12 protein-coding genes are annotated in these 12,293 nt (G+C 67.5%); 7 read left to right on the plus strand and 5 right to left on the minus strand.

Translation table 11 applies throughout. The features are described 5' to 3' along the window. Positions 1-15 precede the first annotated feature (15 nt). The 6 genes from ACKVEX_RS10970 (at position 16) to bluB (ending at position 5,422) form a co-directional block, all read left to right on the plus strand. Positions 16-1,035: a FecCD family ABC transporter permease gene (locus tag ACKVEX_RS10970; RefSeq protein ID WP_473215772.1), complete on the plus strand. Its 1,020-nt coding sequence runs from the start codon at positions 16-18 to the stop codon at positions 1,033-1,035. An 8-nt stretch (positions 1,036-1,043) separates the two neighbouring features. Beyond that, positions 1,044-1,802 (plus strand): ABC transporter ATP-binding protein, encoded by a 759-nt coding sequence (locus ACKVEX_RS10975; protein WP_473215907.1) that lies wholly within the window; start codon positions 1,044-1,046, stop codon positions 1,800-1,802. Positions 1,803-1,867: 65 nt separating this feature from the next. Then, the gene (locus ACKVEX_RS10980) at positions 1,868-2,671 is read left to right on the plus strand and encodes an ABC transporter substrate-binding protein (protein ID WP_473215773.1); all 804 of its coding nucleotides are present in this window, start codon (positions 1,868-1,870) and stop codon (positions 2,669-2,671) included. A 5-nt stretch (positions 2,672-2,676) separates the two neighbouring features. Next, on the plus strand, positions 2,677-4,026 hold the full coding sequence (locus ACKVEX_RS10985; RefSeq protein WP_473215774.1) for a cobyrinate a,c-diamide synthase: 1,350 nt from the start codon (positions 2,677-2,679) through the stop codon (positions 4,024-4,026). Between the two features lie 5 nt (positions 4,027-4,031). Beyond that, on the plus strand, positions 4,032-4,637 hold the full coding sequence (cobO, locus tag ACKVEX_RS10990; protein ID WP_473215775.1) for a cob(I)yrinic acid a,c-diamide adenosyltransferase: 606 nt from the start codon (positions 4,032-4,034) through the stop codon (positions 4,635-4,637). A gap of 77 nt (positions 4,638-4,714) precedes the next feature. Next, entirely contained in the window at positions 4,715-5,422 is a 708-nt protein-coding gene (bluB, locus tag ACKVEX_RS10995; protein WP_473215776.1) for a 5,6-dimethylbenzimidazole synthase, read from the plus strand. Between the two features lie 8 nt (positions 5,423-5,430). Here bluB and ACKVEX_RS11000 read toward each other — a convergent pair whose 3' ends face one another. The 3 genes from ACKVEX_RS11000 to cbiB are packed head-to-tail and all read right to left on the minus strand — an operon-like array spanning position 5,431 to position 8,350. After that, entirely contained in the window at positions 5,431-6,336 is a 906-nt protein-coding gene (locus ACKVEX_RS11000) for a cobalamin-binding protein (protein ID WP_473215777.1), read from the minus strand. Further along, positions 6,333-7,421, minus strand: coding sequence for a threonine-phosphate decarboxylase CobD (gene cobD, locus ACKVEX_RS11005; RefSeq protein WP_473215778.1), 1,089 nt, complete (start codon positions 7,419-7,421; stop codon positions 6,333-6,335). The genes ACKVEX_RS11000 and cobD overlap by 4 nt, the downstream gene beginning before the upstream one ends. Then, a complete protein-coding gene (cbiB, locus tag ACKVEX_RS11010) occupies positions 7,418-8,350 on the minus strand; it encodes an adenosylcobinamide-phosphate synthase CbiB (RefSeq protein ID WP_473215779.1) in 933 nt (310 codons plus the stop codon). The genes cobD and cbiB overlap by 4 nt, the downstream gene beginning before the upstream one ends. Positions 8,351-8,505: 155 nt before the next feature. Between cbiB and ACKVEX_RS11015 the strand changes: the two genes are divergently transcribed. Continuing rightward, positions 8,506-9,960: a cobyric acid synthase gene (locus ACKVEX_RS11015; protein WP_473215908.1), complete on the plus strand. Its 1,455-nt coding sequence runs from the start codon at positions 8,506-8,508 to the stop codon at positions 9,958-9,960. A gap of 148 nt (positions 9,961-10,108) precedes the next feature. Here the strand turns inward: ACKVEX_RS11015 and ACKVEX_RS11020 are convergent, their stop codons facing one another. Both ACKVEX_RS11020 and ACKVEX_RS11025 read right to left on the minus strand, forming a co-directional pair. Next, complete coding sequence (locus ACKVEX_RS11020; protein WP_473215780.1) at positions 10,109-10,381, minus strand: ComEA family DNA-binding protein; 273 nt, start codon at positions 10,379-10,381, stop codon at positions 10,109-10,111. Positions 10,382-10,590: 209 nt separating this feature from the next. Continuing rightward, the gene (locus ACKVEX_RS11025) at positions 10,591-12,012 is read right to left on the minus strand and encodes a DEAD/DEAH box helicase (RefSeq protein WP_473215781.1); all 1,422 of its coding nucleotides are present in this window, start codon (positions 12,010-12,012) and stop codon (positions 10,591-10,593) included. Positions 12,013-12,293 lie beyond the last annotated feature (281 nt).

Below are 12,293 nucleotides of genomic sequence, written 5' to 3' on the forward strand. Positions count from 1 at the left end.
CGGACGGGGGCTCGCGTGAGCCCTGGCGTCGCGCGCAGGGGGGGGGCGAGCGGCTCGGCGCAGCGGGCCGTCGTGGTCGTGCTCGCGCTGACCCTTGCCGGCGCGGCGAGCATCGTGCTGGCGCTCACGAGTGGGGAGTTGCCCATTCCGGTCGCGGCGGTGTTTCGTGCGCTCACCGGTGCGATCGACGGCATTGAAGCCAACGTAGTGATGCAGTTGCGTCTGCCGCGGGCGGTGGCGGTGTTCGTCTGCGGCGGCCTGCTCGCGATGGCCGGCGCGTTGATGCAGGTGCTGCTGCGCAATCCGCTGGCCGACCCCTACGTTTTGGGGATCTCCGGGGGGGCGGCGGTGGGCGCGCTGTCCGCGATGCTGTTCGGACTGACGCCGTGGCTGGTCGATGTCTCGGCTTTCGCGGGCGCGATGACGGCGATGCTGCTCGTATTCGGGCTCGCCCACGGCGACGGCTCATGGACGCAGACGCGGTTGCTGCTGACCGGAGTGATCGTGGCCGCAGGTTGCGGCGCGGTCATCACGCTGCTGTTGTCGCTCACCGCTGACAACCGGGTGATGTCGATGTTGTTCTGGCTGATGGGGGACGCGTCCGGCGCGCGCAACCCGTGGCCGGCGGCGCTGGTGATGCTGGTGGGGCTGGCGTTGGTGATGCCGTTCGCGCGCGACCTCAACGTGCTCGCGCGCGGCGAAACGATAGCGCTGGCGCTGGGGGTCCGGGTGCAGCGTCTGCGTTACCTGCTTTACGTGGTGGCGTCGCTGCTGACCGCGGTCGCGGTCACGCTGATCGGCTCGGTCGGGTTTGTCGGGCTGGTGGTGCCGCATCTGGTGCGATTCGTCATCGGCAACGACCAGCGTCTGTTACTGCCTGCGGCGATGCTCGCCGGAGGCACTTTGCTGACCTTGGCCGACACCGCCGCACGCACCGTGATCGCGCCGCTGCAGTTGCCGGTCGGGGTGTTGACCGCCCTGATCGGCGTGCCGGTGTTCCTGTTCCTGCTGTCGCGCACGCGGCGGGCCACGTGAGCGCGCCGATGCTCGAGGTCGCTGGCGTGGCGCTACAGGTTGGCGAGCGCTGGCTGTGTTGCGAGTTCGGCATGCGGCTGGCCGCCGGAGAATGTCTCGCGCTGATCGGCCCGAACGGCGCGGGCAAGACCACACTGCTCAACACCATCGCCGGTTTGCGCGCGCCGAGCGTGGGCGAAATCCGCATCGAGGGGCGCCCGCTCGCGCAATGGGACAGCTTGGAACTGGCCCGTTGCAGGGGTTTGCTGACGCAACACCAGGGCGATCATTTTTCGTCCTCGGTGCTGCAGACGGTGCTGATCGGACGACACCCGCACCTCGGCCGCTGGGGCTGGGAGGGCGAAGCGGATGAGCGCATGGCGCGCGAGGCCTTGCGCGAGGTGGGTCTGGCCGGGTTCGAGGCGCGCAACATCCTGACCCTGTCCGGCGGGGAGCGTCAGCGGGTGGCGATCGCTGCCTTGCTGACACAGTCGCCGCGCCTGTTTCTGCTGGACGAGCCGAACAATCACCTGGACCTGCGTTTTCAGATCGCAATGCTCGATCTGTTCCGCCGGCGCGCCGATGCCGGCTGTGGGGTCGTGATGGTGTTGCACGACGTCAACCTTGCCGTGCGCTACGCCGACCTGGTGATCCTGCTCGACGGTAGCGGCGGGGTCAGGGCCGGTAGCCGGGACGAGGTGTTGCGCGAGGACTGGCTGAGCGCTGCCTTCGGTCACCGGTTGCTGCGCCATGAACTGGGCGGTCGTACGGTTTTTTTGCCCGCCTGAGCGTAGGAAGATTGCTTATTTGTCAATGTTTTATGAGTTTTATTGGATAGTTAAGGGAGTAGGTGATGCGAATCGTGTTTCTGTTGTTGCTTTTGTGGCCGGCCATCGGCTTGGCGCAGGATCCGGCCTGTCCGCGCATCGTGAGCCAATCACCCTACATCAGCCAGCAACTGGCCTGGCTCGGTCTGGATGGCTGTGTCGTCGGTGCCAGCCGCTATGAGCGGCTCGTGCAGAACGCGCTCGATACCGGCGGTGTGCTGGACCCCGATGCAGAGGCGATTGCGTTGCTCGAGCCCGACCTCATCATTACCTCGAACTGGACGCCGTCGGACACGCTGGCCGCGCTGACCCCGCCCGTTGCGATTGCCTTGCGGCTGGACAGTTTCGCCAGCATGGCGCAGATCGAGGACAACCTGCGCCAGATCGCTCGCGCGGCAGGACTCGCCGATGGCGATGCACGTGCTGACGAATTTGCGCGTACGTGGCGCGAGAAAGCCGACAACATCGGTCAAGGGCAGCGGGCCTTGCTGCTGTCCTCATGCTCCGGCCAGCCCTATTCGTTTGGCCGGGAGACCTGGCTGACCGAGTTGTTCGAGACGGCAGGTTTCGAGATTGTCGAGACCGAAACCGGCGTTGCGCATCTGTCGCAGGAGATGACGAGCGAAGACATCTTGCACCGGATGAACGACCTGCGACCGGAATATGTGTTCGTGTTCACGCGACAGGTCGCTCAATCCTGCGCGACGATTCCGTGGCCGGACGATGCGAGGCTGGTTGTGCTCGACGGCGAAAAGTTCTTGCACCCGGCGCCGACCTTGCTCCACGGGCTGGACGATTTGCGCCGGTATTTCGACAAGACTGCGCGATGAGCGGCGTGCAACGTTTGACCGGGCAGTCGGCGCCGCCTCTGCGCTGTGCGGCGATTCTGGTCGCGGCGCCGGCCTCGGGGCAGGGCAAGACCACCGTCGTTGCGGCGATGGCGCGGATGTTCGCGCGCCGGGGCAAACGGGTGCGGGTGTTCAAGGGCGGGCCGGATTTTCTGGATCCGCAGATCCACGCGATCGCCAGTGGCGCGCCGGTCTACAACCTCGATCTGGGCATGTGCGGCGAGGCCGATGCGCGCTGGCGGCTGAGTGCGGCCGCAGCCGAGGCCGACGTGATCATCGTCGAGGGGGTGATGGGTTTGTTCGACGGCACGCCGTCGAGCGCGGACATCGCCGAGCGCTTCGGTATTCCGGTGATGGCGGTGATCGACGCATCGGCGATGGCGCAGACCTTCGCCGCGGTCGCGCACGGCATGGCGACCTATCGTCCGGGCTTGCCGTTTTCGGGCGTGCTCGCCAACCGGGTCGGCAGCGCCGGGCATTCGGACATGCTGCGCGACGCGCTGCCGGAGGGCATCCGCTGGTATGGGGCACTGCCCCGCGAAGCCGAGGCGGCGCTGCCGGAGCGGCATCTCGGGCTGATGCAGGCGGCGGAGATTCCGGACCTGCTCGCGCGGCTGGACCGCTTCGCCGATGCGCTGGAGCGCACCGGCGCGGGCGCGCTGCCCGAGGCGGTGTGCTTCGACATGGTGCCGCCGCCCGGCCTGCCGCCACTGCTGGCGGGCAAGCGGATCGCGATCGCGCATGATTCGGCCTATGGGTTCATCTATCCCGCCAACCTCGACACCTTGCGGGCGCTGGGGGCTGACTTGTGCTTTTTCTCGCCGCTCGCAGGCGATGCGCTACCCGACGCGGATGCACTGTGGCTGCCGGGTGGTTATCCCGAGTTGCACGGCGGGCGACTGACCGAGCGGGACGATTTGTGGCGGGCGCTTGCTGACTTCACCGACTCCGGGCGCCCGGTGCTGGCCGAGTGCGGCGGCATGATGAGCCTGTTCGACGCCATCGTCGACAAAGAGGGGCAGACGCATCGCTTTGCCGGCGTGTTGCCGGGTCGGGCGGTGCTGCAGCCACGCTTCGTGGCGCTCGGCACCCAGTGGGTCGAACTGCCCGAGGGCACGCTGTCCGGTCACACCTATCACCACTCCCGCACCGAAACCGACCTCGTGCCGCTGCTGCACGCCCGGCGGGGCGACGGCCAACCGGGCGAGGCGGTGTATCGTCGACAGCGGCTGACCGCCTCGTATGTGCATCTGTATTTTCCGTCCAACCCCAAGGCGGTCGCGGCGCTCTTTTCAGGCGCCGAACCCACGGCCGCGCCATCACATCAGGAGGTTTGAACCCCATGGATGAATCCGGCAAGCGTCGTCACGAGGCGCGCATGCAGCGCAAGAAGGCAGTGGTGGATGCCGCGATCGAACGCGCCAGCGAGCAGCGTGGCATTTTTATCGTCATCACTGGCAACGGCAAGGGCAAGACCACGTCGGCCTTCGGCACGCTGTTCCGCGCGCTAGGCCATGGCGAGCGGGTTGGTCTGGTGCAGTTCATCAAGGGTACCCGCAACACCGGCGAGGTGGCCGCGCTCGAACCCTTCGGCGAGGCAGTCGACTACCATGCGATGGCGACCGGCTTTACCTGGGAAACCCAGAACTGGGAGGCGGATCAGCGCGCCGCCGAGACCGCCTGGGCCCACGCCGAGCGCATGCTGGCCGATGCGTCGCGCTTTCTGGTGGTGCTCGACGAGCTCACCTACATGCTGAAATACGGCTATCTCGACACCGCGCGGGTGGTCGAGGCGATTCGCGCGCGGCCGCAGGCGCAAAGCGTGATCGTGACCGGCCGCGCCGCCAAGCCGGAGTTGCTCGAGATCGCCGATACCATCAGCGAGATTGCCGATGTGCGTCATGCCTTCAAGGCGGGCATCAAGGCTCAGGCAGGTGTCGATTTCTGAACCGCAGGTGCGTGCGGTGGCCACCGCCGTGTGGCCCCGCGCGCGCCTGAACGATGTGACCAGGAGGGACTGTCCGCATGCCTGATTTCAGCCAGGCAGAGCGCGATGCCGTGTATCGCGTCATCCATTCGCGCCGCGATGTGCGTCGTGAGTTCCTGCCCGATCCGATTCCGGACAGGGTGCTGGCGCGCATTCTGGACGCGGCCCATCACGCGCCTTCGGTTGGTTTCATGCAGCCCTGGGATTTCATCGTAATCCGCGCCGAGCAGACCCGGCGTGAGGTCCGCGCCGCATTCGAGAGCGCTCATGCCGAAGCGGCGCAGATGTTCGAAGGCGAGCGGCAGGCACAGTACCGGCGCCTCAAGCTCGAAGGCATTCTCGACGCGCCGGTGGGCGTGTGCGTGACCTGCGACCGGTCGCGCCACGGACCGGTGGTGATCGGCCGTACCCACATGCCGCAGATGGATGTCTACAGCACGGTGTGCGCGGTGCAGAACATGTGGCTGGCCGCTCGTGCCGAAGGCATCGGCATGGGCTGGGTGAGCATCTTCGATCCGCTGCGCATCCGCGCGGTGCTGGGTCTGCCGCCGGCGCTGGAGCTGATCGGGTGGATGTGCATGGGCTACGTCGAGGCCTTCCACGCCAAGCCCGACCTCGAGCGCGCCGGATGGCTGCGTCGCATGCCGCTGGAGTCGGTGCTGCATTTCGAGCGTTGGCGGGGCGAACCGCAGGAGGGCGACGCGGCGCTGCTGGCGAGCGTCCAGGCCTTGCGCGCGTCGCGTTGAGATCGGGCTCAGTCGGTCGGGCGCTTGCCGCGGGCAGCCTCGAGAAAACCGCACAGGCGTTCGGCGCCGTCGAGAATACGCGGTGTGTGGCGTTGCAGGATGTCGGGCGGGATGAAATGGAGGTTGCCGGCTTCGGCTGCGGGCAGTCCGGGCCAGTCGCGCCAGGCGTCCAGCCACTCCGGCCGCGCCTCGCCCATGCCGCTGGCGACGATGACTTCCGGCGCCCGGGTCAGCACCGCCTCGACGCCGATGCGCGGAGCGAGCTGGTCGAGTTCGGCGAACACGTTCTCGCCGCCGCACAGCCGGATCACGTCCGAGATCAGGTGCTGGCCATTGACCGTCATCAGTGGCTCGTTCCAGATCTGATAGAACATGCGCACCGTCGGCCGGTGCGCATGGCGTTCGGCGAGCGACTGCCAGCGGGCGCGGAAGGCCGCCGCCGCATCACCCGCGACGTCTCCGGTGCCGGCGAGCAGGCCGAACTGCTCGATGCTGCGTGCGACGCCGGCGAGGTCGCGGGATTCGTTCAGATAGACCGGAATGCCGAGCGCCTCTAGCTTGTCGAGGTGGGCGTGCCGGTTGCCGCTGGCCCAGGCGACGACCAGATCCGGGCGCAGTGCGACGATCGCCTCGAGATCGACGTTGCTGTAGCCGCCTACCTGCGGCAGGGATCTGGCGGCCTCCGGGTAGTCGCTGTAGGCCACCACGCCGACGACGTGTGCGCCGGCGCCGGCGGCGAACAGGACCTCGGTGACGTGCGGTGCGAGGCTTACGATGCGTTCGGCCGGCCCGGCGAGTCGTACAGTGCGGCCGGTGTCGTCGACGACGGTCAGCGGGTCGACCGCGCCGGCGGCGAGGCTGGCGGTCAGTGCGATCAGTGCAACTGCGGCGCGGACGCGTTGGCGTGGATTCATGTGGTTCGGGCCTCGACGGCGGGGACAGATGTCTGGCCTTGGGCGGCTAACAGGCCAGCGGTGGTGGTGAGGGCGGTCTCGAGTCTCTGCCATTCGGCTTCGGTGCCGGGCAGGCCGAAGCGGAGGCGCGGCGGCTGGTCGAAGTGCCGCACGAGGATGCCTAGCCGGGCGAGCGCCGTGTGCCACGGACCCGCGGCCTCGGTCCGCGCCTGACAGAACAGCGCGCACGTGGAGGCTTCGGCCAAGCCGGCTCGGCGCAGCAGGTCGAGCAGGCGCCGGCTTTCGCCCGCCAGCCAGGTGCGAGTGTGCCCCTGCCAGGCGGAGTCGGCCAGCGCTGCACGCGCGACCTCGCGTGCCGGACCGGAAAGCGTCCAGGGGCCCAGTTGTCGGGCCAGTGCATCGCGCAGTGACGCAGGCGCGAGCACGAAGCCCACGCGCGCGCCGGCCAAGCCGAAGAACTTGCCGAGTGAGCGCAGCACCACCAACCCGACCGCCCCGACGTGAGCGGCCAGACTCGCTTCGGGGTACGGGTCGATGAAGGCTTCGTCCACGATCAGCCACCCCCCGCGTCGCGCCAGTCCATCGTGCAGGGCCAGCAGGTCTTCGGGAGCGATGAGCCGGCCAGTCGGATTGTCGGGGTTCACGACCACCACGATGTCGCTCGCGGCGGCCGACGCGAGTGCGTCGGGACCGATGTGGTGAAGCGTGCGTCCTCGCCATGCGTGGGCGTGCTCGGCGTAGGTGGGGCCGACGATGGTCACCCGGTTGCCCGGCAGCACTGCGGGCAGGGCCTGGATCGCAGCCTGGGAGCCGGCCACCGGCAACAAGTCGGCGGTGCCGTAGTATGCGGCCGCGGCGGTCTCGAGCCCGTCGTCGTCCTCAGGCAGGCGGGTCCAAGCCGACAGCGGCAGCGCCGGCGGCGGGTAGGGCCGGGGATTGATGCCGGTGGAAAGGTCCAGCCATGCCGACAGCGGGATGCCGTACTCGCGCGCAGCCTGGCGCAGCCGTCCGCCATGGACGGGGCGCGTATCGTCGGCGACGGGGCCGTCGAGCGCGTCGGTCAAGGGCGTCGCAGGTGCGTTCATCGCGCCCACCCGCCGAGTGCAAGCACGAGCGCGACAGCGCCGAGGACGCAGACCCACAGCAGCATGCCGCGTCGGGTCAGTTCGAGCGCGCCAGTGAGTGCGAGTACGTCGGGTACCGGACCGCAGCCGAGCGGCGGGCGCGCTTGGGTTTCGCCGTGGTAACGGGCCGCGCCACCGAGGCTGACGCCGAGGGCGCCGGCGCCGGCGGCCATGACCGGGCCCGCATTCGGGCTTTTCCAGGCCCCGGCCTGGGTCCTCCAGCAAGTCAGCGCGTTGCGCGTGTGACCGAGCATGGCATAGGTCAGCGCGGTCAGGCGGGCCGGCAGCCAGCCGAGCACGTCGTCCGCGCGCGCGGCGACACGCCCGAACAGCGCGTAGCGTCGATTCCGGTAACCCCACATTGCATCCAGCGTGTTCGCGAGCCGGAACAGCAGTGCCCCCGGACCGCCAAGCAGCATGAACCAGAAGATCGCGCCGAAGATCGCGTCATGTCCGTTCTCGAGCACCGACTCGACCCCGGCGGCGGCCACTTCCGCCTCGCTGAGGTCGGCAGTGTCACGACTGACGATGTAGGATACGGCGCGGCGCGCTTCGTCGAGACGGCCAAGTTCGAGTGGTGTCGTGATCGCCTGTGCATGCGCGGCGAGGCTGTGTGCGCCGACGGCGAAGTACAGCAGCGCGATGTCGGTGACCCAGTGGGCGAGCGGGTGCGCCTCGCGCAGGAGCGCCGCGACGGCCACCGCCGGTACGACGGCCACCAGCCACGCGACCGCGCCCGCGGTCACGCTGTCGCCGAGCAGGCGTCGCGTGAGCGTCTCGAGCAGATTTGCGAACCGGCCGAATCCGACCAGCGGATGCCAGCGGCGCGGCTCGCCGAGCAAACGGTCCGCGCACAGCGCGGCCACGAGTTTGAGGAACAGCATCGACATGAACGCCGGTGATATAGGCCGCCGCAGGGAGCCGGGCGACACAGCTAAATGGGAGAGTATACGTGAGTGAAAGCGCAAAGCCGCCGTCCGCCGGTCCATCGAACGAACTGAGGCTCGGGCCCGCCCGATCCGATCCGGCGCATGTGCTCGCGCTGATGGTTCAGGGCACCACCTCCGATGCGGGCAAGAGCACGCTAGTGGCCGGACTCGCGCGGGTGCTGGTACGCCGGGGGCTGCGGGTCGCGCCGTTCAAGCCGCAGAACATGGCGCTCAATTCCGCTGTCACCATCGATGGTGGGGAGATCGGTCGCGCGCAGGCCCTGCAGGCCCTGGCTGCCGGCATCGAGCCGCACACCGACTTCAACCCGGTGCTGCTGAAGCCATCCACCGACGTCGGCGCCCAAGTGATCATTCACGGCAAGGTGCATGCTCAATTGTCGGCTAGCGCCTACCATGCGTTCAAGCCGCTGGCGATGCAGGCGGTGATGGCGTCCTGGCGTCGTCTGTGCGAGCGTTACGCATGCGTGTTGGTGGAAGGCGCGGGCAGTCCGGCCGAGATCAACCTGCGCGACCGCGATATCGCCAACATGGGTTTCGCCGAGGCGGCCGATGTGCCGGTGATCATCGTCGCCGACATCGACAAGGGCGGTGTTTTCGCGCATCTGGTCGGGACGCTGGAGCTGCTGTCCGCGAGCGAGCAGGCGCGGGTGCTGGGGTTCGTGATCAACCGTTTTCGAGGCGATCCGGCACTGCTGAAATCGGGGCTGGAGTGGCTGGAACAGCGCACCGGCCGGCCGGTCTTCGGCGTGCTGCCGTACCTGCATGGCCTCTTCCTGGATGCCGAGGATGCGATCGATGACGCCCGGCGGTCCAAGCCCGAGGCCCGGTTTCGGGCGATCGCGCCAGCGATGCCCCGGGTGTCGAACCACACCGATCTGGATGCGCTGCGCCTGCACCCGGAGGTCGATTTTTCATGGGTCGGGCCGGGACAGTCGATCCCCGCAGTGGATCTGGTGGTGCTACCGGGGTCCAAGAGCGTGATCGCCGACCTCGCTTGGTTGCGCGCGCAGGGATGGGAGAATTACCTCGCGCGCCATCTGCGATACGGCGGCAAGGTGCTGGGGCTGTGCGGCGGCTACCAGATGCTGGGCCGCCATATCCGGGATCCGCACCGGCTGGAAGGTCAGGCGGCCGCGGGCGAGGGATTCGGCTGGCTGAACCTGGACAGCACGCTGGAGCGGGACAAGCAATTGCGACGCGTCTCTGGTCGGCTGACCTTCGGGGCGGCAAGGGTGGAAGGGTACGAGATTCATCTCGGAACCAGTGCGGGTCCGGCGTCGGAACGGCCTCTGGTGAAACTCGACGATGGTCGTGCGGATGGCGTGATCTCGGACGACGGCCTGGTTGCCGGCACCTATGTACACGGGCTGCTCGATCATCCGGAGGCGCTGAGTGCGATGCTGGATTGGGCCGGACTGACGCGGCCCGGGCGGTCCGATCTGGGCCAGCGACGCGAAGCCGACCTCGAGCGGCTCGCCGACGCGATCGAAGCGCATCTCGACGTGGATGGCCTGCTCGCCGCCACGCGGGCCTTCGCCGCGGGCGCCTAGTGCAGAGGTCCACGCTGTTCGAGCCTTATGCTAAGCGCATGTCGAGTGGAAAAGCTCAGCGCCTTCCGCCGTGTGAGCCCTGACCAGCGCGGCGGCGCCGGGTGCATCGTCGTGGATGCATCCGGCGCCGTTGCAGTGGCGGCTTGACTCAGCGCGTCGCCTGTCCGACGGTCAGCCGATCGCGCAGCTGTTCCAGCGATTTCTCTCCGATTCCAGGTACCCGCACCAGATCATCGACCGATGCGAATGGGCCGTTCTCGGAACGATACCTGACGATCGCACTGGCCTTGGACGGGCCGATGCCCTTCACCTGCTCGAGCGTCGCGGGCTCGGCGGTGTTGATGTCGACCGGTTCTACGGCGAGGGCATGCAGCGGCGAAACAAGCAAGGCGAAAAGGATTGCGCGAATCAACTTACCCATGACGATCTCCCAGAAAATGTAAATGCCATATGGCAAACGGATTTTCGTTCGATGTTCTGGAAAATGTCAAGTAGATATTCGTATTGAATCGACGCCGATCTGCCGAGGCTGCATCCGCGATCGGTGGCATCAACAAAAAAGCCCGACCTCGTGACGAGATCGGGCCTCCGAGCCGGTGGCAACGCCCGAAGGCGTGCTACAGGCGGCTGTCAGTGGTTACGCGTGCCCGACTTGCCGGCGAACAGTGCCGCCCGGGGTGCCGCACGACCCGGCGTGGCGGGTCGGTTGGCGCGCGCTGCGCCGCTCGAGGCAGGCTTGCTCGCCGCCGGCCGGCGCTCGTCGGTCGGTCGTTTGGTTTCGCTGCGTGCCGGGTTCGGTCGGCCCCCGCCCGACCGCGGCGCGTTTGCGCGCGAGCGGTCGCCGCGATTCTGCGTGCCGGGGCCGGAACGGCCGTGCTCGACACCATGATCGGCATCATTGGCCGAAGGGGTGAAGTCCGATGCGGTGGCCCGGTCGATGCGCTGCTTGATCAGGCGTTCGATGCCGGCCAGATGCTTGACCTCCTCGCCGTCGACCAGCGAGATCGCATGGCCCGGGCTGCCGGCCCGTCCGGTGCGCCCGATGCGGTGCACATAATCCTCGGCGATGTTGGGCAATTCGAAGTTGACCACGTGAGGCAGTTGCTCGATGTCCAGGCCGCGTGCGGCGATGTCGGTGGCCACCAGGATGGGCAGGGAGCCGTCCTTGAATTCGGACAGCGCGCGGGTGCGAGCCGCCTGGCTCTTGTTGCCGTGAATCGCTGCCGCAGCGATGCCGCGCTTGAGCAGGTATTCGGCGAGCTTGTTGGCGCCGTGCTTGGTGCGGGTGAAGACCAGCACCTGATCCCAGCCGTTCTGTTTGACCAGATGGGCCAGCAGTTCGCGCTTCTGCTTCTGTGCGATCAGGTAGACCGACTGCGAAACGAGTTCGGAGGTGGTGTTGCGCCGCGCGACCTCGACGCAGCCGGGATTGTTCAGCAGCCCGTTCGCGAGTGCGCGGATCTCATCCGAGAAGGTCGCCGAGAACAGCAGGTTCTGGCGCTGTTTCGGCAGCAGCGCGAGCACCTTGCGGATGTCGCGGATGAAGCCCATGTCGAGCATGCGGTCGGCTTCGTCCAGCACGAGGATCTCGACCCCGGACAGGTCGACCGTCTTCTGGCCGACGTGATCTAGCAGACGGCCGGGCGTGGCGACGAGGATGTCCAGCGGCTTGCGCAACTGTGCAAACTGGGGATTGATGTTGACCCCGCCGAATATCACCATCGAGGCGAGCGGCAGATGTTTGCCGTAGGTTTCTACCGACTCCTGCACCTGCGCTGCCAGTTCGCGGGTCGGCGTCAGGATCAGGCAACGCGGTCGCCCGGGCATAGCCTTGCCGGGGCGCGGTGTCATCAGGCGGTGCAGGATGGGCAGCGTGAATCCGGCGGTCTTGCCGGTGCCGGTCTGGGCCGCCGCGAGCAGGTCACCGCCGGCCAGCACCATCGGGATGGCTTGCGCCTGGATCGGGGTGGGCACGGTATAGCCGGCATCGGCCACGGCGCGCAAAAGGGGTTCGGCCAGTCCAAGACCAGCGAATTCGTTTGTGTTCGACATTGTTCGTATAGCTCCAGCGACGGCCTGTCGCTCAAGCTGAGTGACACCAATCGAGGCGGGCGGGTGTTGGACCGGAGTGCGGTCCGGAGGGTGGTGTGGCCGATTGGTCAGGCTCACAGCTTCGCCATTGTACTGACTTTGTTGCGCAATGCAGCATATAACTTTGAACGGCGTTGCGGCTGGGTCACGACAGGCCCGTTATTACCTTTGCGCAATTCAACTCGGTGGTCGATGCCGGTATAGTCCGGAAACATTCTAGGAGGCTGTCGGACTTGAGCGAT

Source organism: Denitraticella aggregata (assembly GCF_048158365.1).
Lineage (GTDB): Bacteria > Pseudomonadota > Gammaproteobacteria > Burkholderiales > Rhodocyclaceae > Azoarcus_F.

Bases quoted from the DNA above. Each gene is read 5' to 3' on its own strand.
- ACKVEX_RS10975 (WP_473215907.1), top strand. From the start codon at position 1,044: ATGCTCGAGGTCGCTGGCGTGGCGCTACAGGTTGGCGAGCGCTGGCTG.
- ACKVEX_RS10980 (WP_473215773.1), top strand. From the start codon at position 1,868: ATGCGAATCGTGTTTCTGTTGTTGCTTTTGTGGCCGGCCATCGGCTTG.
- cobO (WP_473215775.1), top strand. From the start codon at position 4,032: ATGGATGAATCCGGCAAGCGTCGTCACGAGGCGCGCATGCAGCGCAAG.
- bluB (WP_473215776.1), top strand. From the start codon at position 4,715: ATGCCTGATTTCAGCCAGGCAGAGCGCGATGCCGTGTATCGCGTCATC.
- ACKVEX_RS11000 (WP_473215777.1), bottom strand. From the start codon at position 6,336: ATGAATCCACGCCAACGCGTCCGCGCCGCAGTTGCACTGATCGCACTG.
- cobD (WP_473215778.1), bottom strand. From the start codon at position 7,421: ATGAACGCACCTGCGACGCCCTTGACCGACGCGCTCGACGGCCCCGTC.
- cbiB (WP_473215779.1), bottom strand. From the start codon at position 8,350: ATGTCGATGCTGTTCCTCAAACTCGTGGCCGCGCTGTGCGCGGACCGT.
- ACKVEX_RS11015 (WP_473215908.1), top strand. From the start codon at position 8,506: ATGGTTCAGGGCACCACCTCCGATGCGGGCAAGAGCACGCTAGTGGCC.
- ACKVEX_RS11020 (WP_473215780.1), bottom strand. From the start codon at position 10,381: ATGGGTAAGTTGATTCGCGCAATCCTTTTCGCCTTGCTTGTTTCGCCG.
- ACKVEX_RS11025 (WP_473215781.1), bottom strand. From the start codon at position 12,012: ATGTCGAACACAAACGAATTCGCTGGTCTTGGACTGGCCGAACCCCTT.